This window comes from Micromonospora sp. NPDC003241, assembly GCF_053589795.1.
On sequence record NZ_JBSFSO010000001.1, the window covers coordinates 226,862 to 248,955 of the forward strand.

18 protein-coding genes are annotated in these 22,094 nt (G+C 72.5%); 7 read left to right on the plus strand and 11 right to left on the minus strand.

Annotated features, from left to right (window positions below; all coding sequences use genetic code 11):
• Nucleotides 1-212: 212 nt before the first annotated feature.
• Nucleotides 213-1,547, plus strand: coding sequence for a TrkH family potassium uptake protein (locus ACWDVW_RS01110; protein WP_396741807.1), 1,335 nt, complete (start codon nt 213-215; stop codon nt 1,545-1,547).
• Nucleotides 1,537-2,208: a potassium channel family protein gene (locus ACWDVW_RS01115; protein ID WP_449943216.1), complete on the plus strand. Its 672-nt coding sequence runs from the start codon at nt 1,537-1,539 to the stop codon at nt 2,206-2,208. Before ACWDVW_RS01110 ends, ACWDVW_RS01115 begins: the two co-directional genes overlap by 11 nt.
• Before the next feature lie 2 nt (nt 2,209-2,210).
• Here the strand turns inward: ACWDVW_RS01115 and ACWDVW_RS01120 are convergent, their stop codons facing one another.
• From ACWDVW_RS01120 to ACWDVW_RS01150, 7 genes are all read right to left on the minus strand, one after another.
• Nucleotides 2,211-3,893 (minus strand): serine/threonine-protein kinase, encoded by a 1,683-nt coding sequence (locus ACWDVW_RS01120; RefSeq protein WP_449943218.1) that lies wholly within the window; start codon nt 3,891-3,893, stop codon nt 2,211-2,213.
• A gap of 70 nt (nt 3,894-3,963) precedes the next feature.
• Nucleotides 3,964-5,517 (minus strand): fused MFS/spermidine synthase, encoded by a 1,554-nt coding sequence (locus ACWDVW_RS01125; RefSeq protein WP_350692982.1) that lies wholly within the window; start codon nt 5,515-5,517, stop codon nt 3,964-3,966.
• 36 nt (nt 5,518-5,553) lie between these two features.
• Nucleotides 5,554-6,570, minus strand: a complete 1,017-nt coding sequence (locus ACWDVW_RS01130; RefSeq protein WP_396741814.1) for a coiled-coil domain-containing protein — start codon at nt 6,568-6,570, stop codon at nt 5,554-5,556.
• Nucleotides 6,571-6,809: 239 nt separating this feature from the next.
• Nucleotides 6,810-7,619, minus strand: a complete 810-nt coding sequence (locus ACWDVW_RS01135) for an inositol monophosphatase family protein (protein ID WP_449943222.1) — start codon at nt 7,617-7,619, stop codon at nt 6,810-6,812.
• A complete protein-coding gene (locus ACWDVW_RS01140) occupies nt 7,612-8,064 on the minus strand; it encodes a response regulator (RefSeq protein WP_396741818.1) in 453 nt (150 codons plus the stop codon). The genes ACWDVW_RS01135 and ACWDVW_RS01140 overlap by 8 nt, the downstream gene beginning before the upstream one ends.
• Nucleotides 8,061-9,812 carry a sensor histidine kinase gene (locus ACWDVW_RS01145; RefSeq protein ID WP_449943512.1) on the minus strand — a complete coding sequence of 584 codons (1,752 nt, stop codon included), beginning with the start codon at nt 9,810-9,812 and terminating at the stop codon, nt 8,061-8,063. Before ACWDVW_RS01145 ends, ACWDVW_RS01140 begins: the two co-directional genes overlap by 4 nt.
• A 44-nt stretch (nt 9,813-9,856) precedes the next feature.
• Nucleotides 9,857-11,107: a PP2C family protein-serine/threonine phosphatase gene (locus ACWDVW_RS01150; protein WP_449943225.1), complete on the minus strand. Its 1,251-nt coding sequence runs from the start codon at nt 11,105-11,107 to the stop codon at nt 9,857-9,859.
• A gap of 158 nt (nt 11,108-11,265) precedes the next feature.
• Between ACWDVW_RS01150 and ACWDVW_RS01155 the strand changes: the two genes are divergently transcribed.
• The gene (locus ACWDVW_RS01155) at nt 11,266-13,644 is read left to right on the plus strand and encodes a M28 family peptidase (RefSeq protein ID WP_449943228.1); all 2,379 of its coding nucleotides are present in this window, start codon (nt 11,266-11,268) and stop codon (nt 13,642-13,644) included.
• Between the two features lie 67 nt (nt 13,645-13,711).
• Here the strand turns inward: ACWDVW_RS01155 and ACWDVW_RS01160 are convergent, their stop codons facing one another.
• The 3 genes from ACWDVW_RS01160 to ACWDVW_RS01170 all read right to left on the minus strand — a co-directional run bounded on the left by ACWDVW_RS01160 (nt 13,712) and on the right by ACWDVW_RS01170 (nt 15,406).
• Nucleotides 13,712-13,966, minus strand: coding sequence for a Smr/MutS family protein (locus ACWDVW_RS01160; protein ID WP_013736060.1), 255 nt, complete (start codon nt 13,964-13,966; stop codon nt 13,712-13,714).
• Between the two features lie 122 nt (nt 13,967-14,088).
• Nucleotides 14,089-14,457, minus strand: coding sequence for a tetratricopeptide repeat protein (locus tag ACWDVW_RS01165; RefSeq protein ID WP_350692992.1), 369 nt, complete (start codon nt 14,455-14,457; stop codon nt 14,089-14,091).
• Nucleotides 14,458-14,653: 196 nt separating this feature from the next.
• Nucleotides 14,654-15,406 (minus strand): ROK family protein, encoded by a 753-nt coding sequence (locus ACWDVW_RS01170; RefSeq protein WP_350692994.1) that lies wholly within the window; start codon nt 15,404-15,406, stop codon nt 14,654-14,656.
• A gap of 79 nt (nt 15,407-15,485) precedes the next feature.
• Here ACWDVW_RS01170 and ACWDVW_RS01175 point away from each other — a divergent pair, with 79 nt between their 5' ends.
• The 4 genes from ACWDVW_RS01175 (at nt 15,486) to ACWDVW_RS01190 (ending at nt 19,070) form a co-directional block, all read left to right on the plus strand.
• On the plus strand, nt 15,486-17,123 hold the full coding sequence (locus ACWDVW_RS01175; protein WP_449943232.1) for an ABC-F family ATP-binding cassette domain-containing protein: 1,638 nt from the start codon (nt 15,486-15,488) through the stop codon (nt 17,121-17,123).
• A gap of 38 nt (nt 17,124-17,161) precedes the next feature.
• Entirely contained in the window at nt 17,162-17,473 is a 312-nt protein-coding gene (locus ACWDVW_RS01180) for a hypothetical protein (protein ID WP_449943234.1), read from the plus strand.
• A 110-nt stretch (nt 17,474-17,583) separates the two neighbouring features.
• Nucleotides 17,584-18,309, plus strand: a complete 726-nt coding sequence (locus ACWDVW_RS01185; RefSeq protein WP_449943237.1) for a methyltransferase domain-containing protein — start codon at nt 17,584-17,586, stop codon at nt 18,307-18,309.
• A 224-nt stretch (nt 18,310-18,533) separates the two neighbouring features.
• Nucleotides 18,534-19,070 (plus strand): phospholipase, encoded by a 537-nt coding sequence (locus ACWDVW_RS01190; protein WP_350693000.1) that lies wholly within the window; start codon nt 18,534-18,536, stop codon nt 19,068-19,070.
• Nucleotides 19,071-19,111: 41 nt separating this feature from the next.
• On the opposite strand, the gene ACWDVW_RS01195 is transcribed toward ACWDVW_RS01190, so the two are convergent.
• Nucleotides 19,112-21,943, minus strand: coding sequence for an ATP-binding protein (locus ACWDVW_RS01195; protein WP_449943240.1), 2,832 nt, complete (start codon nt 21,941-21,943; stop codon nt 19,112-19,114).
• Nucleotides 21,944-22,094: the final 151 nt, after the last annotated feature.

Sequence of the window (22,094 nt, forward strand, 5' to 3'; positions counted from 1 at the left end):
CGTACAGCGGACAGCGGACAGCGGACAGCGGACAGCGGACAGCGGACAGCGGACAGCGGACAGCGGACAGCGGACAGCGGACAGCGGACAGCGGACAGCGGACAGCGGCATGCTGCCGCACGTTGACCGGTGGTTGGTGCCCCTGAGTGTCGGCGCTCGCTCGGGATCTCGATTCCCGCACCGGGGACCGGACGGAATCAGAAGATTGTCTGGTGCGCCGGTTCCTTCGTCACCCCGTACGGCTGGTGCCGGTCGGATTCCTGGTGACGATCCTGCTCAGCACCGGTCTGCTGATGCTGGAGCCGATGACCATCCAGCACCAGCATCCTCCGTTTCCGGTCGCCCTGTTCACCGCCACCTCGGCGGTCTCGGTCACCGGGCTGGCCATCACCGACACGCCGAACTACTGGTCCGAGACCGGGCTGGTGGTGATCACGGTGCTGACCCAGATCGGCGGCATCGGCATCCTGACGCTGGCCGCACTGGTCATCCTGACCGTGTCCCGGCGGCTCGGTCTGCACAACCGGATGCTGGTGCAGGCCGAGACCCTGGAGTACGGGCTCGGTGACGTACGCCGGCTGTTGATGCACATCGCCGCCACGGTGCTGGCGTGCGAGGCGGTGATGACGGTGCTGGTCGCCGCCCGGCTCTGGCTCGGTTACGAGTACCCCCTAGGGCGGGCGCTCTGGTCGGCGTCCTTCCACTCCATCCAGGCGTTCAACAACTCCGGCTTCTCGCTCTACTCCGACGGGCTGCTGGCCTTCGCCCGGGACCCCTGGGTGACCCTGCCACTGGCCCTCGGCTCGATCGTCGGCGGGATGGGCTTCCCGGCGTTGTTCGAGGCGGTCCGCGAGTGGCGGCGGCCGGTGCGCTGGGCGGTGGCCACCAAGTTGACCATCTGGGGCAGCGTCGTGCTGGTGACCCTCGGCTTCGTGATGTTGCTGGCCAGCGAGTGGTCCAACCCGTGGACCATCGGGCAGTACGACATGCCGGGCAAGGTGAACGCCGCGTTCACCCAGATCACCCTCTCCCGGACCGGCGGCTTCGAGGTGATGCCGATCGACCGGTTGCGGGAGGAGAGCTACCCGCTGCTGACCGCGTTGATGTTCATCGGCGGCGGCAGCGCCAGCACCGCCGGTGGCATCAAGGTGTCCACGTTCTTCCTGCTCGCCTTCATCATGTGGGCGGAGATCCGGGGCGAGCCGGACGTCACGGTCGGGCACCGGCGGATCGCCACGTCGAGCCAGCGGCAGGCGTTGACCGTCACCCTGCTCAGCGTCGCGATGGTGGCCGCCGGCACCTTCGTGTTGATCCTGCTCACCGACGGGGTGCCGCTCACCAACGCGCTGTTCGAGATCACCTCGGCGTTCAGCACCACCGGGCTCACGGTCGGGTTGGCGTCGTCGCTGCACGACGGGGGCGTGTTCCTGCTGACCGTCCTGATGTACATCGGCCGGGTGGGTCCGCTCACCCTCGGCTCGGCCATCGCCCTGAACACCCGCCGCCGGCTCTACCGCTATCCAGAGGAGCAACCCATTGTCGGCTAAGAGATCCGACGACGAGACCATCGCCGTGATCGGGCTGGGCCGTTTCGGCTGTCACCTGGCCGAGTCGCTCAGCGCCCTCGGGCACGACGTGCTGGCCATCGACCGCAACGCCCAGCAGGTGCAGAAGTGGTCGGCCCAGCTCGACGAGGTGGCCCAGGCCGACTCCACCGACGAGGACGCGCTGCGCCAGCTCGGTGTCGCCGACCTGCAACGCGTGGTGGTGGCCATCGGCGCATCGGTGCAGGCCAGCGTGTTGACCGTGCTGGCCCTGGTCGAGCTCGGCGTACCGCAGATCTGGGCGCGGGCCACCTCCGCGCAGCACGCGAAGATCCTGTCCTCGGTCGGCGCGCAGCACGTGATCTTCCCCGAGGCGGAGACCGGCGAGCGGCTGGCCCACCTGATCGTCAGCCGGATGCTCGACTTCCTGGAGCTCGACGACGCGTTCGCCATCGCCAAGCTGCGCGTACCCGAGTCGCTGGTGGGGCAGGCGCTCAGCGAGGTACGGCTGCTGGACCGCTACGGCGTACGGGTGATCGGGATCAGGCCGCCCGGCGAGAGCCGCTTCCGCTACGTCAACGACGGGCTGGACCTGGTCCGGGGCAGCACGCTCATCGTCGAGGGGACCATCGAGCACGTACAGCGGTTCTCCCTGGTCACCTGAGGTCAGTTCTTGCCCTTGCCGGGCTTGCCCTTCTTCGGCTTGTCCTTGCCGGGCTGCTGGTCCTTGCCGGACTTGCCCTTGCCCGGCTTGTCCTTGTCGGACTTGTCCTTGCCGGGCTTGGTCTTCGTCCCGGCCGGCTTCTTGTCCTGACCGCTCTTGGCCTTGGTGCCACCGGAGCCGCCCGAACCCTTCGACGTCGTGGTGGCCTTCACCGGCTTACCGGTGGCCGGTGTGCTGCCGGCGACCCCGGAGACCTGCACCCCGCACCGCGCGTCGCCGACCCGGAACTCCAGCGGCAGCGGGTTCGGCCCGGTGTACCGGCCGGTCAGAGTCATCTTCTCGGTGGCGCCCGGTGCCAGCGCCGGCTTCTCCGGCGCCGGCTGCACGGCGACCGACCGCCCCTGCTGACGCGCCTGCGCCGGGCTCGCCTTGGTCACCGTCTGCTTCCCGGGGAAGGTGAAGCTCATCGTCCAGTCGCGCAGCTCCCGCTCACCGGAGTTGGTCAGGCTCAGCTCGGCGGTGAACTCGGTGCCCGAGTCCGTCCGCAACGCATAGCTGACCTGGCAGGGGATCGTCTGCTCGGTGCCCATCCGGGCCTGGGTGGGCTGGTCGATGCCGCCGCTGGCCGGGCTGCGCGCGGTCAGCGTCCAGACCATCGCCGTCACGCCGATCAACGCGGTGGCGGCCACCGCCGCCTCGATCCGGCGGCGGCGGGTCGCGGCACGGCGGGTACGCAGGCCGGCGAAGGGCAGCGCGCCGGTCGCCGCCGACCAGGGCAGGATCGTGGTGCCGACGCTGGCCAGCAGCATCGGCGCGGCGGGCCGCTCGTCACCGGCCCGCGCGGTCACCTTGCCGACCGCCTCGGCGAGGCACCGGGCCAGCTCGGCGGTGCGCGGCCGGTCCTCCGGGGGCTTCGCCAGGCAGCGGTGCACGAGTTCGGCGACACCGTCGGGCAGCTCCGGCACGTCCGGCATCGGCGCGGGATCGCGGTACAGGTGCGCCCGCAGCATCTGCGTGGTGGTGTTCGCCTCCCAGGGCAGCCGCCCGGTGAGCATCCGGTAGAGCAGCAGCCCGACCGCGTACACGTCGGTGGCGGGGCTGACCTGGCCGTTGTCGAGCCGTTCCGGGGCGAGGTAGGCGGGCGTGCCGAGCAGGGTGCCGTCCGGTCCCTTCTCGCTCTCGCCGACCAGCGCCGAGATGCCGAAGTCGACGACCTTGACGCCGGTCGGGGTCAGCATCACGTTGCCGGGCGTGACGTCGCGGTGCACCACGCCCCGGGCGTGCGCGGTGGCCAGCGCGGAGGCCACCTCCGCCGCCACCGTCACCGCCTCCCGCCAGGGCAGCCGGGCGTCCCGGCGCAGCCGCGCGGTCAGCGGAGCGCCGTCGATGAGCTCCATCACCACGTACGGCACGGTCAGCCCGACCTGCTCGGACTCCCCGTAGTCGTACACGTTGGTGATGTTGGGGTGGCAGAGCCGGGCGGCGGCCTGCGCCTCGATCCGGATCCGATGCCGGAAGGCCCGGTCGCTGGCCAGCCGGGACGCGAGGACCTTGACCGCCACCTGGCGGCCCAGCACCTCGTCGTAGCCGCGCCAGACCACCGACATACCGCCCGTGCCGACCTGCTCGATCAGCCGGTACCGCTCACCGAGCAGTTGCGTGCCCCTGCGTTGGCCACCACCCATGGTCGGCGTTGTTGCCCGACGCGAACCCGCCTACACCTTTCTGGTCGGATTCGGTCACGATCTCACCCGATCAGGCGGTCGCGAGCAATTGGTCCACCGGCGCGTAGTCATCGGTCAACACCAGTGCGTCGCCGACGAAGTCGGTCAGGTCGCCGCCGGAGAGCAGGCTGACCGCCTCGTTGCGGTCGTCCAGGCGGGCCCGCACGGCGGCCAACGGCAGCGGCGCGTCCGAGGCGACGATGAGGAAGTTCGCGCCCCGCTCCCCCGCCAGCGCCTCCGGAGGGGCGATCAGCGCCACGTGCCGGAACTCGGCGGCGACGGTGGCGACCTCGCTCCGGATGAAGCGCAGCGGCGGATAGTCGATCACGTTCTGCACGTACACCCCGCCGGGCCGGGTGACCCGCCGCACCTCGGCGGCCATCTCCCGGGTCGCCAGGTGCCACGGCACCACCAGATGCCCGAACGCGTCGCCGACCACGAAGTCCCGCGTGTCGGTGCCCTGCGCGGCCACCAGCATCCGGGCGTCGCCCACCTCGGCCCGCAGGTCCGGTCCCTGGCGTACGCCGAGGTGGCGCTCCCCCAGCTCGACCAGCCCGCCGTCGATCTCGAAGACCAGGTTGTCGGTGCCGGGCCGGGTGGCGGTCAGGTAGCGCGGCACGGTGAACCCGCCACCGCCGAGGTGCAACGCGTCGAGCCGCTGCCCCTCCGGCGCCAGCACGTCCGCCACCGCCCCGATCCACCGGGTGTACGCGTACTCCAGGTGGGTCGGGTCGGCGAGGTCGACGTACGAGTGCTGGGCCGAGTTCAGCAGCAGCGTCCGCCCGGTGGACCGGCCGGGATCGGCCTCCACCCGGGCGCAGTGGTACGCCGTCTCCACGTCGCACGGATCCGGTGCCACCACGGTCAGCCCCACGCCGACCAGACCCAGCACCGCCAACGCGGCCTTGGTCCGGGCCGGACCGGGCAGGCTCGCCCGGTCCTGCCGGTGCAGGTACACCCCGAGCGCGATGCCGGTGATGCCGAGCGAGGCGGCCAGCCCGAACAGGATGACCGTGCTGGGCAGCGCGGCGACCAGCACGAAGCCGGTGACCAGGGTGGCCGTCACGGCGCCCAGCGTGCCGATGCCGGAGAGCCGACCGACCACCTGCCCGGTCCGGCGCAGGTCGGCGAGCTGAAGCTTGATCACCAGCGGGCTGACCGAGGAGAGCAACATCGCGGGCGCGAACACGGCGACCACCACGAGCAGCAGGATCGCGCTCTCCGCGCCGCCCCGCAGCACCTCACCGGCGTACCGCACCGCCGGCAGGGTGATCGCGGTGGCGATGCCGGAGAGCACCAGCGCGGGCGCCAGCAGCGTACGCGGGTTGCGCCGGTCGGCCAGCCAGCCGCCCGCCCACGCCCCGTACGCGATCGCGGCCAGCGCGATGCCGATGACCGAGCTGGTGACCTGGAGGGTGACCCCCACGTACGGCCCGACCAGGCGCAGCGCGGCGGTCTCCAGGACCAGGACGGCTCCGCTGGAGTAGAAGACCAGGAACGCGGCGAGCCCGTTGGGCAGTGCCCGGGGTGCCTCCGGTTCGGAGGGCACGGCGGGCACCGCCACCTCAGGCGATGGAGAGTTCATCGTGGCGATGGTACGCAGCAGGAGACGGGCAAGGGGTCAGTACATCGAGGTGTGAACATGGTTCGTGTGGTCCGCCGCCGGACTGCCGCTGCCGCCGTACGCCCGCCAGCCGGTCCCCGGGTGCCAGATCTGTCGATACCAGATCACGTAGAGGATGCCGAGCCGGTCCGCGTTGCGGACGTGCCAGGCGGCCAGGCTGTCCCCGTACGACTTGTCGCCGCCGGTGGCCGTGCGGTCCTCGAAGCCGTTCGTGGCGGCCGAGAAGTCGCAGGCCCGGCCCTTCGGGTGCTCGCCCGAGCCGCCGCTGCGGTAGCAGGAGACGTGCCGCTTGTAACCGGCGGCCTTGGTCTGGTTGAGCATGTGCAGCGTGCGTGCGGTGATGCAGCCGGAGGTGGTCGGGTCGTTCACCGAGCACGACTCACCGGGCCAGGAGCCGTCGGAGTTGCGCGGCGCCGGTCGCGCCGAGCTGGAGTTGCCGCCGCTGAACCCGCCGCTGCCGCCGGAGCTGACCGCGGCCAGGGCCGTCTCGGCCTCTTTCTTCTTCTTCGCCATCACGGCGAGCTGCTTGCGCTGCTCGCGCACCTCGGCGTTGATCGCGAGCTTGGCCTGCCGGGCCTCCTCGCGGGCCTCGGTCAGCTCGCGCACCCGACGACCGTCCCGCTGGGCCATCATGTCGAGGCTGGCGGCCCGCTGCACGAAGGCCTCCGGGGTGCCGCTGTCCAGCAGCGCGGCCGCCGCGCTCAGCCGACCGACCCGGTAGGACTGCGCGGCCACCTCGCCGACCAGGTCGGTCAGCTCGCCCAACCGGCCCTCCACGTCGGCCAACTGCGTGGCCATCTGCTTCTGCCGCTTCTCCGAGCCCTCAAGCTTCCGCTTGGCCTCGATGTGTGCCTTGGCGGTCGACTCCAGGGCGTCCCGCAGCTTCTTGCTGCCCCCCTCGTTGGGCTCGGCGTACGCCGGCACGGCACCGAGGCCGAACAGCAGCGCCACTGCGGCGAGCAGGGCGATCAGGGGCCGGAGAACCCGCCGCCCGATGGGCATGGACCTGCGCACGAAAGCATCCTTTCGTCGGCCGCCGGCCTCCGGGGAGGCGCTGCGCGGCGGCGGCCGCCGCCGGCGCCGGTCGGCGGCCTGCTGGCGAAGACCGCCGGTCAGGATACCGGACCGGACCCGCAGAACCACGCCCCCGAACCCCACACGGCCCGCACCGTCGACACACCGACACCACGACCTCACGCAGCGCATTCGCATTCACGTCGGTCATGCCGTACGCGGGACGGTGGATCTGGCGGTCAGGGCGCCAAAAGCGTGTTGTGCACCTCGGTCCAGACCTTGTCGCTGGCGGCCACCAGCAGACCCGGCTCGGTGTCGGCCGGGTGGTAGTCGGTGCCGTCGAGGCGACGGGCCACCCCACCGGCGGCCCGCACCAGCAGCGTGCCGGGGCCGTGGTCCCAGGGCAGGGTGCGCCAGAACAGCACGAACTGCTGCCGCCCGGTGAGCACGTCGAGATACTCGCGCCCGGCGCAGTGCTGGCCCGGCAGCAACTCGCCGATCCGGGAGCCACCGGCCACGACCGTACGCTGGGACGACGCCGGCAGGAACTTGGTCATCGCGGCCCCCCGCAGCTCGCCGACCGGTGGCGCGTCGGCGGGCAGACGCACCACCGCGCCGTCCAGGTACGCGCCCGCGCCCTCCCGGGCCGTGGCCAGCGTCCCGGCGATCGGGTCGAGGATCCACGCCGCCCTCGGTTGGCCTTCGCTGAGCAGGGAGACCATCAACGCGAACGGGGACTTGCCGGCCGCGAAGTTGGCGGTGCCGTCGATCGGGTCGACCAGCCACACCTCACCCGCGGAACTCAGGTGGCGCAGCAGGCCCGGGTCGTCGGCCACCGCCTCCTCGCCGACCACCACCGACCCGGGGCGCAGCCGACGCAGCCCGGCGCTGATCATCTCCTCGGAGCGGCGGTCGGCGACGGTGACCAGCTCACCGGGGGCCTTCTCGGTCACGTCGGCGTCGTCGAGGTGCCGGAACAGCGGCAGCACCACCCGGTCCGCGGTCTCCCGCAGCAACCCGGCGACGTCGTCGACCAACGTGTCAGCCACGCGGCGGCAGCTTCACCACGCTGACGAAGAACTCGTCGATCTGCCGGACCACCGCGATGAACCGTTCGAAGTCCACCGGCTTGGTCACGTACGCGTTGGCGTGCAGTTGGTAGCTGCGCAGTATGTCCTCGTCGGCCTGCGAGGTGGTGAGCACCACGACCGGGATCCGGCAGAGCTGCTCGTCCTTCTTGATCTCCTCCAGCACGTCCCGGCCGTCCCGACGCGGCAGGTTCAGGTCGAGCAGGATCAGGTCCGGCATCGGCGCGTCCGCGTACTCGCCCTCGCGGCGCAGGTAGGCCAGCGCCTCGGCACCGTCGGAGACCACGCTCAGCCGATTGCGCAGCTTGTGCTCCTCGAACGCCTCCCGGGTCATCAGCACGTCACCCGGGTCGTCCTCGACCAGCAGCACCTCGATCGGGCTGTTGCCGTCAGCCGGCGCGGTCATCTCACCGCCTCCTTCATGCCACCAGTTCCGTTGCCCGATGCCCCACCTGGGGCCTGCGGTCCGTCGTCGTCGGTCGACCCGCCGGTGCGCTGAGCGACACCGGACGAGGGCCGCCCCGCACCCACCTCTTCGCCGACCGTACCGCCGTCACCTGGGGTTTCCGAACCCGATCCGGCTGCGGCACCGCGCGACGACGCCGCGTCGGCGGCCGATTCGTCCGCGCCGGCGGCGTGCCTGGCGCGCTCGATGTCAGCGGGCAGCGCCGGCAGGGTGAAGCGGATCGCGGTGCCCTCGGGCACGTCGGTGTCCACCCAGACCCGGCCACCGTGGTACTCGACGATCTTCTTGACGATCGCCAGTCCGATGCCGGTGCCCGGGTACGCGTCCTTGGCGTGCAGCCGCTGGAAGATCACGAAGATCTTCTCGGCGAACTCCGGCTCGATCCCGATGCCGTTGTCCTGGCAGGTGATCTCCCACTCGTCGTCGACCAGCCGGGCCGAGACGTGCACCTTCGGTGTGACGTCCGGGCGGCGGAACTTCACCGAGTTGCTGACCAGGTTCACCAGCAGGTTGGTGAGCAGCGGCTCCTCGCCCCGGATCACCGGCAGGTCGCCCCAGGTCAACTCCGCGTCGGCGTACTGGCGGGCCGGTTCGGTCTGCGCGGACACCTCGCCCATCAGGCGGTTCAGGTCCACCTCGGTGAACCCGGCGGTGATCCGCCCGATCCGGGAGAACGCCAGCAGGTCGTTGATCAGTCGCTGCATCCGCTGCGCGCCGTCCACCGCGAAGGCGATGTACTGGTCGGCCCGCTCGTCGAGCCGGCCGGCGTACCGCCGCTGGAGCAGTTGGCAGAAGCTGGCCACCTTGCGCAGCGGCTCCTGCAGGTCGTGCGAGGCGACGTAGGCGAACTGCTCCAGGTCACGGTTGGACCGGGTCAGCTCCTCCGCCTGCTTCTGCAACTGGGTGTTGACCCACTCGATCCGCTCCCGCGCCTCGCGTACCTCGGTCAGGTCCGCGGCGATCTTCTGGCGCATCGCGTCCACGTCCTCGCCGAGACGCTGGAACTCCGGCGGGCCGGCACCGGAGATCCGGTGCGAGTAGTCGCCGGTCGCCACCTGGCGGACCTGCCCGGCCAACGCGGTCAGCGGGCGCAGCACCATCCGGTCCAGCGAGAGCAGCAGCGCGATACCGGCCAGCGCGACCACCAGCGCGGCGACGATGAGCAGGACGACGAGCATGTTGCCGGTCCGCTCGACGTCCCGGACGGTCGCCTCCCGGGCGGTGAAGATCTCGTCCTGCAACGCGGCGACCGAGGTGCGTAGCTGGTCGAACCGCTGGCGGCTCTCGTCGGTCAACAGGGCCTGCCCGGCCGCCGTGCCGCTGCTGTTCGTCGTGTCGATCACCGGCTGGGCGACCGTGCGCCGCCACTCCTGCGCCTGCTGCTCGACCACCGTGAGGTCCGCGACGATCTCCGGGTACTTGCCGGACAGCTCCCGGATCTCCTGCGCCGTCGCCCGTTCCCGGGCCAACCCCTGCTCGTACGGGGCCAGGTCCTCCAGGTCTCCGGTCACCGCGTACCCGCGTACCCCGGTCTCCTGGTCGAGCAGCGCGTTGAGCATCTCCTGGCCCTGCACACGCAGCGGCCCGACCTGCAACAGCAGCACGTCGGTGTACTCGCGGTTCTTGGTGGCCACGACGGCCTCCGCCCCCGCCACGCTGAGCAGGATCGCGCCGACCACACCGAGCATCACCAGCACCCGGCGACGCAGCGTCCACGTACTCGCCGCCAGGTTCACCGGCCACCGCCCCGGGAGACCAGCAGCATCGCCACGTCGTCGGCGAACGGGCCACCGTTGAGCTGCTCGGCCCGGCCCACCAGCCAGGCCGGCACGTCGGACAGCGGCAGTCGGCGGCTGTCCGGCTCGGCGAGCAGGCGGGTGAGGCCGGGCACGTCGAGGCGTTCGTCACCATCGCCCACCCGGCCCTCGATCAGACCGTCGGTGTACATCAACAGGGACCAGTCATCGGTGTCGAACTCCAGGTCGAAGGCGACCGGCCGGCGCGGCCGTACGCCGAGCAACAGACCACCCGGTGCCGGCACGGGAACCACCCGCCCGCCGGTGAGCAACACCGGCGGCGGATGACCGGCCAGGCGTACCGTCGCCCGGTTGGCCGCCAGGTCGAGGCGGACCGCCGCGACCGTGGCGAAGATCTCCTGGAGACGGCGCTCGCTCATCAGCACCTGCTCCAGCGCGGGCAGCACCTCGTCGTCGGGCACGCCGGCGAGGACCAACGCGCGCCAGGCCACCCGCAGTTCGACGCCGAGCGCCGCCTCGTCCACCCCGTGTCCGCAGACGTCCCCGACGATCAGGTCGACCCGGTCCGGGCGGGTCTGCACCACGTCGTAGAAGTCTCCGCCGATCAGTGCGGCGTGCCGGCCGGGGCGGTAGAACGTGTGCACCGCGATCTGGTCGGTCGACATCAGCGGCTGGGGCAACAGGCCACGCTCCAGACGCGCCGACTCGGCCTGACGCAGCTCCACCTCGCGCAGCCGGCGGGCGTTCTCGTCGGCCCGCTTGCGCTCCACCGCGTACCGCAGCGCCCGGGTCAGCAGCACCCCGTCCACCTGGCCCTTGACCAGGTAGTCCTGTGCTCCCTCGGCGACCGCCACGATGCCCAGGTGCTCGTCCGAGCGGCCGGTGAGTACGCACACCGCCGCGCTGCCGGACATCTCCAGCACCTGCCGCAGCCCGTCCAGCCCCTGCGCGTCGGGCAGCCCGAGGTCGAGCAGGACGCAGTCGACCCCGGCGACGCGGTTGCGGGCCTCGCGCAGGCTCGTCGCGACCAGCAGGTCGATTCCCGAGTTCGTCTCGGCGAGCAGCTCGCCCACGAGGAACGCGTCGGCCTCGTCGTCCTCGACCAGCAGCACCCGGAGTCGCTCGCCGGGCGGCAGGTTGGGATTGCCCCCGAGACCGCCCTGCGGATACGGCCACGACACGACGGAGGGACCGGTCATACCGGTCCCCCGGTGCGGCCGGGTCACCGCCGCCACGGGCGGGAGGTCGTTGGCGATGTCGGGCTCCTTCCGAGTGCCCTGCTGATCCTGTATTAGACAACGTTCGCACACAACACGAGGGGGCGGCCCGGCCCGGCATGGAGGATGATGTCCACCCCAGGACCCCCCCTTCGAGGAGCCACCCCGTGGGCGCACCCCCCAGCCCCGCCGCCGACCGTGCCCTCTCCCGACCGGCCCGGCGGCCCCTCGCCGCGCTCGCGGCACTCGTCGCGCTGGTCGCCGTCGGCACCACCGCGCTGCTCGACATCCGGCCCCCGGCACCCCGTCCGACGGACGCGGCGACGGACACGTTCAGCGCCGGACGGGCGTACGCGCACGTGCAGCAGGTGGCGAGTCGGCCGCACGTGGCGGGCAGCCCGGCCAACGACGAGGTCCGCGCCCACCTGGAGACGGTGCTGCGCGGTCTCGGTCTGCAGACCGAGGTGCAGGACACGGTCGCCGAGGAGGCCGGTCAGCTCAGCGGAGCGGCGGGCGGGGCCACCCTGGCCCGGGTCCGCAACGTGGTGGCCCGGCTGCCCGGCACCGCCTCCACCGGCACGGTGTTCCTGGTCGCCCACTACGACGCGGTGCAGACCGGCCCGGGCGGCAACGACGACGGCGCCGGTGTCGGCACCATCCTGGAGGTGGCCCGCGCCCTGACCGACGGTCCCGCCCCACGCAACGACATCGTGTTCGTGCTCACCGACGCCGAGGAGGCGTGCCTCTGCGGGGCGTCGGCCTTCGCCACCGAGCACCCGCTCGCGGCGGGCAAGGGCGTGGTGCTCAACCTGGAGGCGCGCGGACGCACCGGGCCAGTGATCATGTTCGAGACGTCGCCCCGGAACGCCGCGCTGGTCGACGTCTTCGGTCGGGCCGCACCGCATCCGGTGGGCACCTCGTTCGCCGTGGAGGTCTATCGGGCGCTGCCCAACGACACCGACTTCACCGCCTTCCTCGACGCCGATTTCGTCGGGCTGAACTCGGCGTACCTCGACGGCGGGGCGATCTATCACACCCCGCTGGACACCCCGGAGTCGATGGACCGGGCCAGCCTCCAGCACCACGGCGACAACACGCTGGGCCTCGCCCGCGAGTTCGGCACTATCGACCTCGGTGACCTGCGCGCCGGTCACGACGCCACCTACTTCCCGGTGCCGGGCGGGCTGGTCCGCTACCCCGGCACGCTGGTGCTGCCGCTGGCCCTGCTGGCGCTGGTGGCCGTCGTCGCCCTCGGCTGGCTGGCCCGCCGCCGGGGCCGGGTCACCACCGGTCGGCTGGCCGCCGGCTTCGCGCTGGGGCTGGTACCGATCGTGGTCGCGCCGGTCGGCGCACAACTGCTCTGGGTGGCGATCACCGCCCTGCGGCCCGGGTACGCCGAACTGCTCGACCCGTACCGGCCGACCCTCTATCGACTCGCCGTGCTGGCGCTCGCCGCCGCCGTCCTGTTCACCTGGTACGCGCTCACCCGTCGCCGGGTCGGCCCCGCCGCGCTGGCCGTCGGCGGCCTCGGCTGGCTGGCGCTGCTCGGCGTACTCCTCGCCGTGCTGGTGCCCGGCGGGGCGTACCTGGCGACGCTGCCCGCGCTGGCCGGTGCGCTCGCCGGCCTGGTCGCGGTCGCCACCCGGCGGGACGGTCCGGTGCCGGTGGTCGCGGTCACCCTCGGCGCGGCGGTGGCGGTGATCGTGCTGCTGCCGACCGTGGTGCTGCTCTTCCCGGCGCTCGGCATGGGCATGGGCGGCGTGGCCGCTCTCTTCGCCGTGCTGCTCGGCCTGGCCGCGCTGCCGGTCGTGGACCTGCTGCATCCGGAGGCCGGCGGACAGCGCGGCATGGTGGCGCTGCGGGCCCGCCGGCTCGGCGCCCTGCCGGCCGGTGCCGCCGCGCTGGCCACCGTGGTCCTCGCCGGCACCGCTTTCGCCGTCGACCGGTTCGACGCCGCGCACCCGGTGCCCACCCACCTGATGTACGCCCTGGACGCCGACACCGCGACGGCCCGCTGGCTCAGTCACGAGTCGACCCCGCAACCCTGGACCGGCGAGTACGTGGACGGGCCGGTCGGGATCGCCGACGAGTTCCCCGGCATCGGCGCCGAGGAACTGCTCGCCGGCCCGGCGGAGGCGGCGGCCCTGCCCGCGCCCCGGCTGGAGGTGCTCGCCGACACCGGCACCGCCGACGAGCGCACCCTGCGGCTACGACTCACCCCGCAACGCCCGGTACGCCTGACCACCCTGCACGTGGACACGTCCACCGCGACGGTCCGCAGCGCTGCGGTGGCGGGGCGGCCGGTGCCGGTCGAGGTGCGCGACGGCCGGTGGGGATTCGGGGTGGTCTTCCACGCCCCACCGCCGGAGGGCATCGAGATCACGCTGACCGTCGCGCCGAAGGCCCCGCAGGTCGCGTTCCGCGCGATGGACGCCAGCGACGGTCTCGACGCGGTACCCGGCTTCCGGCCCCGCCCGCCGGACGTCGGCGTCGCCGGCTCGCACAGCTCCGAGATGCTCGCCGTGGCCCGCACCTACCCGCTGTGAGCCGCGCCGGGCCGGGCCGTCACTGGTCCGGCCCGGCGCGGGGTAGGCCGTCGCGGGGTCGGCCGCCCTACTTCCAGCGGAAGTGCACGAAGAGGCGGCCGAAGTTCTTGGAGTCCTTCTCGACCCGGTGGTAGAGCTGCTTGACGTCCTTCTGGTCGAGGAAGCGCAGCACCCGCTTCTTGAGCTGGCCGGAGCCCTTGCCCGGGATGATCTCGACCAGGGTGGCCTTCTTGGCCACCGCCTCGTCCATGATCCCGCGCAGCGCCCGGTCGATGTCGTGGCCCTTGTTGAAGATGTCGTGCAGGTCCAGCTTCAGCTTCATGCCCCGTCCACCGTCCGGTCGGCTCCCATACGGCCATCGTAGGCAGGTCCCCGGCAGGGCCCGGAGACGACGAGAGGGCGGCCCGTGGGCCGCCCTCTCGTCGTCGTGTCGGGTACGCCGCCTCAGCGACCGCCGCCGACCCGGGTCTCGACCCGCCGCAGCGCGGTCGTGTAGTCGTCGTTGGCGGAGTGCATGGCCGCCGCGATGCGCAGGTGCCGCAGCGCGTCGGTGTAGCGGTTCAGCCGCTCCAGCGTCCGACCCAGCACGTGGTGGGCGTAGTGGTCGCTGGGGTTGCGGTCGATCAACTCCTGCAACTGCTCCTCGGCCCGCCGGAGCTGGGCCGACTGGAAGTACGCCCGGGCCAGCAACTGGCGGACGGCGGAGTTGTCGGGCTCGGCCTCGACGATCGGTTCGAGCAGTCGGGCCGCTCCGCTCGGGTCGCCCGACTCGAAGAACAGGGTCGCCCGCCGGTACTCAGCCAGAAGATCCATCTCGGCCCACCCCCTAGTTCGCACCACTGCCCTGACGCTCGCACAACACCGGCGGCCGCGCGAGTGTTCCCGGGCGCTTGCGGGCGGGCGCCGGGTGTTCCCGGGCGCTTGCGGGCGGCGCCGGGTGTTAGCAGGGGACCCCTGCTATACCGCTGGCGTTAGCAGGGGACCCCTGCTTGCACTCACATCCGTGCAATCACACGGCAGCCAGGTCCCAGGCGCGGACGCCGCCGACGATGCCGGCGCTGTTGGGCACCACCACCACGTCGTCGCCCATCCGGGCGAGCTGCTCGGGACGGATCAACCGGGAGTTGCCGCCGCCCAGATAGAGCCGGTCCCAGCGGAACACCGGACGCAACCCCTCCACCACCTGCCGGATCCGTCGGGACCAGAACGCGTCGCCCAACCGGCGGCGTTCCGGCTCGCCCACGTACGTGTCGTAGGTGGTGCCCCAGCGCACCGGGGCGTGCGACAGCTCCAGGTGCGGGGCGAGCACGCCACCGTCGAAGAGGGCGCTGCCCAGCCCGGTACCGAGGGTCAGCACCAGCTCGCAGCCGGTGCCCGCGACCACCCCGGCACCGTGCACCTCGGCGTCGTTGAGCACCAGCGTGGGCAGCCCGAACGCCGCGGCGAGGGCGCTTCGGGCGTCGTACCCGGACCACTGTGCGTGCAGCGCCGGGTCGACCCGGCTACGCGGACCGGAGCGGGTCACGTAGTGCGGGGTGGCGACCACCACGCCGTGCCGGATCATGCCCGGCATGCCGACCGTCACCCGGTCGGCGGTCGGGAGCCGGTCGCCGAGTTCCCGCAGGGTCCGCACGAACAGCTCCGGCGGCAGCGGGTACGGGGTGGGCACCCGCATCGGTTGGGCCCGCATCGTGCCGGCGGCGTCGAGCACGGACGCCTTGATCCCGCCACCGCCGCAGTCGATCGCCAGAGTGGTCTGCACGACCGTGAGTCTGCCTCGTGTGTCGCTCCTCAGCATGGCGGGCCACGCCAACCACGCCGGCGGGTAGGCTCGGCTGCTTGTGAGCGCCACGCTGATCGCCAAGGACCTGGCCGCCGGGCACGGGGAACGGACGCTGTTCACCGGGCTGGACCTGGTGGTCGCTCCCGGGGACGTGATCGGCCTGGTCGGGCCGAACGGGGCCGGCAAGTCGACGTTGCTGCGTACCCTCGCCGGGCTGTTGCCGGTGGAGGCCGGCAGCGTCGCGGTGAGTCCGCCCGGCGCGAGCGTCGGGCACCTGCCGCAGGAGCCGGATCGGCGTCCCGGCGAGACGATCCGGGCGTTCCTGGCCCGGCGGACCGGGGTGGCCCGGGCACAGGCCGCCCTCGACGCGGCCACCGAGGCGCTGACCACCGGCGCGCCGGGCGCGGACGACGCGTACGCCACCGCGTTGGAGAGCTGGCTCGGCCTGGGCGGGGCAGACCTGGACGAGCGGGCCGAGGAGGTCGCCGCCGGGCTGGGGCTCGCCGTCGGTCTCGACCACGAAATGACCGGGCTCTCCGGTGGCCAGGCGGCCCGTGCCGGGCTCGCGTCGCTGCTGCTCAGCCGGTACGACGTCTTCCTGCTCGACGAGCCCACCAACGACCTGGACCTGGCCGGGTTGGAGCGGCTGGAGCAGTTCGTCACCGGGCTGCGGGCCGGCACGGTGCTGGTCAGCCACGACCGGGAGTTCCTGGCCCGGACGGTGACCCGGGTGCTGGAGTTGGACCTGCACCAGCAGCAGGTCAACCACTTCGGGGGCGGCTACGCGGCGTACCTGGAGGAGCGGGAGGTGGCCCGCCGCCAGGCACGCGCCGAGTTCGAGGAGTACGCCGACAACAGGGCGGCGCTGGAGGCGCGGGCGCGCACGCAGCGAGCCTGGATGGAGAAGGGTGTCCGCAACGCCCGACGCAAGGCCACCGACAACGACAAGATCGGCCGCAAGTTCCGCTCCGAGGCGAGCGAGAAGCAGGCGGCGAAGGCCCGGCAGACCGAGCGGCTGATCGAGCGGCTGGACGTGGTCGAGGAGCCGCGCAAGGAGTGGGAGCTGCGGATGGAGATCGCCGCCGCGCCCCGCGCCGGCGCCGTCGTGGCCACCCTCCGCGACGCCGTGGTACGCCGTGGCGACTTCACCCTGGGCCCGGTGAACCTTCAGATCGACTGGACCGACCGGGTGGCGATCACCGGAGCGAACGGGTCCGGCAAGTCGACGCTGCTGGCCGCCCTGTTGGGCCGGTTGCCGCTGGACGCCGGTCAGGCCGCGTTGGGCCCGGGCGTGGTGGTCGGCGAGGTGGACCAGGCACGCGGGTCGTTCCTCGGGGACGCGCCACTGCTGGACGCCTTCCGGGTCGCCGTACCGGACCTGTCGCCGGCCGACGCGCGGACGCTGCTGGCCAAGTTCGGCCTACGCCCCCAGCACGTGCTGCGCCCGGCCGCGACGCTCTCCCCGGGCGAGCGGACCCGGGCCGCGCTGGCGCTGTTGCAGGGGCGCGGGGTCAACCTGCTGGTGCTCGACGAGCCGACCAACCACCTGGACCTCCCGGCGATCGAGCAGTTGGAGTCGGCGCTGGCCGGCTACCCGGGCACGTTGCTGCTTGTGACGCACGACCGGCGGATGTTGGACGCGGTACGCGTGGACCGCCGCCTGCGGGTCGACGCCGGACGGATCGCCGAGTCCTGATCCCGGCCTGCGGCCCCCGCCGGAGTGACAATCACTGCATGCTCAGGTGGGAGTACGCACTGTTGGTGCGGCGCCGCCAGGCGGCGAGCACCGACGCCGGCTGGGAGATCGTCTTCATCTGGTACGGCCCCGACGGTTCCATGATCGACGTCACGCCGTACGGCGACACCGCGCTGGCCCATCTCAACCGGGCCGGCGACCAGGGCTGGGAACTGGTCTCGATGAGCGAGGACCCGTCCCTGGCCGGCCACGCCGAGTTGCACCGCTACCACCTCAAGCGCCCCAAGGTGCCCGCACCCCGACAGCGGATCAGCGCTGCCGGCCGCCCCCGACGTACCGCCCCCGGCTGACCGACCTCCCTGCGGCAGTCCGGCCGACGGCCCACCCGAGCGCCACCCTCTGGGATAAGTTGCGCATAACGGGCAGCGATCGGGGTATCGCGCCGGCCGGAGGTGGGCGAATGGTCGCGTTGGCACACACCCCGCCCTCGGCCGAACGGCTGCGGGCGGTCGACGGGTTCCTCGCGGAGGCATGGGCGGACCAGGCCCGTCACGACGAGAGGCTGCGGTCGCTGGCCGTCGAGGTCCGCTTCGACCGGGGCGTCGCCCACCTGACCGGCGAGGTCGACGAATCGGCCCACCTCCGCCTGGTACGCGAGCAGGTCGGCCGGCTCGCCGGGGTCTTCGGCGTCTGGTGCCGGGTACGCGTCGGCGGACGCGACCCGGTGGTGGTGGACCTCGGCTGCGGCGGCACCAAGCAGTGGCCGGGCAACCTCGGGCTGGACATCTATCCGGCCCCCGGGGTGGACGCGGTGGCCGACCTCTCCGGCTCGCTGCCGCTGGCCGACGACTCGGTGGACGTCCTGTTCGCGGTGCACATCCTGGAGCACCTGATCGACTTCCTGCCCCTGCTCGACGAGTGCCACCGGGTACTGCGCCCCGGCGGCGTCCTGCACGTGATGAGCCCCTGGTGGGGGCATGTGAACGCGGTCGCCGACCCGACCCACGTCCGGCTGCTCGACGTGCAGACCATCAAGGGGGTCTGCGCGATGCGTCCACCGGGCACCCCACGCTGGCACCCACTGCACGCCGGCACGGACGGCGCGTCGATCTTCGCCGACCTCACCCCGCTGGGCGTCGACGACGACGGCCCCCACCCCACCCACATGGCCCGCTTCTTCGACTGACCACCCGCCGGACCACCCGGCACTGAGCTGCGCATCAGGCCGACCGGCCCGCGAACCGCCCCGGACGTCACGGACGTCCGGGGTATTCGTCTGTTTCAGCACCGGTCACCAATATTTCTCAATGGTTACACCCGAACGCCACGACCTTGATCGAGACTGGTCGAACTCCGGGTACTCGCCGGTAACCATCGCCCCCACCGCACACCCCCGCGGAGGTATCCCCCGTGCTCAGACGTCTCACCACCGTCCTCGCCTCCGGCGCGGTCGCGCTGGCCGCCACGCTCGCCGTGGCGTCCCCGGCGACCGCAGCCGTCACGCCCGCCCAGAAGCTGTCCGTGCTGTCGAGCTGGACCCAGACCAGCGCCAGCAGCTACAACGCCTGGAACTCGGCCCGGCAGAACCGCACACCGTGGGCCGGCTACAACTTCGACTGGTCCACCGACTTCTGCTCGTCCAGCCCGGACAACCCGCTCGGGTTCCGCTTCTCCCTCTCCTGCCACCGCCACGACTTCGGCTACCGCAACTACAAGGCGGTCGGCCAGTTCAGCGCCAACAAGTCCCGCCTGGACAGCGCCTTCTACGAGGATCTCAAGCGGGTCTGTGCCACGTACAACGCAGTCGTCCGTCCGGCCTGCCTCAGCCTGGCCTGGACCTACTACCAGGCGGTGAGTGTCTTCGGCTCGGCCGCCGCCGTCCAGCAGTCCGACATCGACCGGGCCGCCCGGATGAAGGCCGACGCGGAACGCCTCGCCCGCGCCTGATCTCCCGGCCGAGGGGTCCGCGTCCGACGCGGACCCCTCGGTCAGGCGTGTTCGGTGTGCCGGTCGGTGGCGGCGGTCGACTGCCGGGGCGTCGCCCGGCCCGCCCGCGCCGCGAACCGGGCCGAGTCGGCGGCCAGGTCAGGATGCTCGACGCCGAGCGCCAACGCCACGGCCTCGTCCAGGCCCAGCTCCGCGCCTTGCCCGTACGCCTCGTCGAAGGCGGCGTCGCCCAACGTCCGACGCAGCGCCACCTGCCGCTCGTTCCAGTAGCCGTCGTAGATGCCGGTGGTCGACCGCAGCCCCGCCCGGGTCGCCTGCGCCGCACCGAACAAGCGGGCTGCGGTCAGCGGCGTGTCCCCGGCGAGACAGCGCACGGCGATCGCGTTGAGCGTGTCGCAGGCCCGGCCGTGGAAACCGTGGTTCATCCGGGACCGCAACGCCGCCAGCAGGTGCTCGTGCGCGGCCACCAGATCACCCCGGGCCAACGCCACCATGCCGAGCAGCATGTCCACCGAACGCCGCCCCCGGTCGACCGGGCGGGCCGCCTCCACCGGTCGTGCCGCCGCGAGCAGGTCGGCCGCCTCGTCCAGAGCGCCCCGCCGCCAGAGCAGCTCGGCCAGCCGGAACACCGCGAACAGCGCCTCGGACTCCACCCCCTGCTCACGCGCCCAGTCGATGACCTCCCGGCAGATCCGTTCGGCCTCGGCGAACTGTCCCATGTCCACCAGCGGCGCCGCCCGGCCGGCGAGCACCCGGGCCAGCAGCCCGGCGTCCCCGGCCTGCCGGGCCGCCGCCTCGGCCCGCTGCGAGTAGCGCAGCTCCTCGGCGTACTCGCCGTCGCCACCGGCGTGCAGCGAATGCATGTGGTACGCCGCCGCCAGCTCGGCCTCGGGGATCGCCTCCCCGGTCTCGGCGATCCGGCCGTAGAGCCGGAACAGCCACAGCCGCCCCTCCCGGGCCAGCCCGCGTTCCCGCCACCACTGGTCGAGGCCACTGGCCAGCCGCAGGCCCGCCCGGGCACTGCCGCCGGTGGCGCACCAGCGCAGGGCGGCGCGCAGCTCACCGGCGAGCGGATCGAGCGCGTACAGCGACAGCGTCACCGGCTGGCCGTCCGGGCCCAGATGTGCCCGTTCCAGCGCGTGCGCCGACCATTTCACGTGCCGGTTGCGCGCGTCCTGCTCCTCACCGGCCTCGGCCAGTCGACGGGCCGCGTACGCCCTTATCGGGTCGAGCATCCGGTACGTGCAGCCGCCGGCCTGCGGCTCGGCCAGCACCATGGACTTGTCCACGAGCACCGAGAGCGGGTCGAGCGGGTCGTCGTCGAGCAGCCACTCCACGGTCGGCAGGTCGACCGGGCCGGCGAACACCGCCAGCCAGCGCAGCAGCCGCGCCGCCCTGGGCCCGAGCGTGCGGTACGACCAGGTGACCGTCGCCTGCATGGTCAGGTGACGTTCGATCGCCGACCGCGCCACCGCCCGCGTCGCCGGGGACTGGGGACTGGCCCCGGTCGCCGCCGCCACCAGGTCCACGGTGTCCCGCTGGTTGCCCGTGTTGCCGTGGTCGGTCGGTGGAGGCTCCGGATCGTCCCGACCGGCGTCCAGCGTGCCCAGCACGTCGTCGAGGCGTTCGGCGAGCTGCCCGACGGAGAGCACCCGCAGCCGCGCCGCGGCCAGCTCGATCGCCAACGGCAGCCCGTCCAGTCGGCGTACCACCCGGCGCAGGTCCGCCGACTCGACCGCGTCCGGACGTCGCCCGCCCCGGGCGGCGGCCGTCCGGTCCAGCAGCAACGCGACCGCGTCGCTCTCGGTGCCGTCCGGTGACGGGTCGACCGAGAGCGGCGGGATGCGCCACACCACCTCGCCCGGCAACGCCAGCGGCTCCCGGGTGGTCGCCAGCACCTTCACCCCGCTGCCGCCGGAGAGCAGCCGGGACACCGCCTCGGCGCAGGCGGTCGGCTGCACGTCGCAGGTGTCGAGGACGATCAGCATCCGGCGACCGGCCGCGTACTCGACCAGGGTGTCCACCATGGGACGGCCCGGTTCGGGACGCAGCCCGAGCACCGCGGCGATCGCGAACGCCACCAGACCCGGATCGGTCACCGAGGCGATGTCGACGAACCAGACCCCGTCGGGGTACTCGTCGACCAGGTCGATGGAGAGTTCCACGGCCAACCGCGTCTTGCCGCCGCCACCGGCACCCAGCACGGTGACCAACCGGTGCCCGGCCACCAGCTCCCGCAACTCGATCCGTTCGGCCTGCCGACCGACGAACGAGGTGACCGGGATCGGCAGGTTGTGCGCCACCGCGTCGGCGGTACGCGGACGCGGGAACTGCCGCTCCAGGCCCGGTGCAACGAGCTGGAAGAGACGTTCCCGGTCGTCGAAACCCCGCAACCGGTGCAGCCCGAGGTCGATCAGGGACGCCCCGAACGGCAGCGGGTCGGCGTGCCGCGCGGTCGCGGCGGAGCAGAGCACCTGCCCGCCGTGCGCGGCGGCGGCGACCCGGGCGGCCCGGTGCACCTCCGGGCTCGCGTACTCGCCGTCACGTGGCTCGGCCCAGCCGGTGTGCAGGCCCATCCGCACCCGGGGCGCGGCCTCCGGGGTCGGCCACTCGTGCTCGCCGAGCGCGCGTTGCGCGGTCAGGCAGGCGGTCAGCGCGGCACCGGCGTCCCCGAAGACCAGGAAGAACGAGTCCCCCTCGGTCAGCAGCTCGGCGCCCTCGGTCGCGGCGATCGTCCGGCGCAGCAGACGGCGGTGTTCCCGCAGCACCGGGCGATACCCGGAGCCGAGCATCTGCGCCAGTCGCGTGGAGCCCTCGATGTCGGTGAAGACGAACGTCACCCAGCCACTCGGGAGGTGGATCCGTGGCGGCATGCGTGGAACCTCCCCCCTGGCCTCGGCTTCATACTTCCCGAAACCAGATCATCACGCATCGTGAGAACGGTCGGCCGAGGCTCCGCCCCAAGGTGCCATCGCACCCGGCGTCCGGGCAAGACCGACATCAACCGTCCCACCACGTACGACG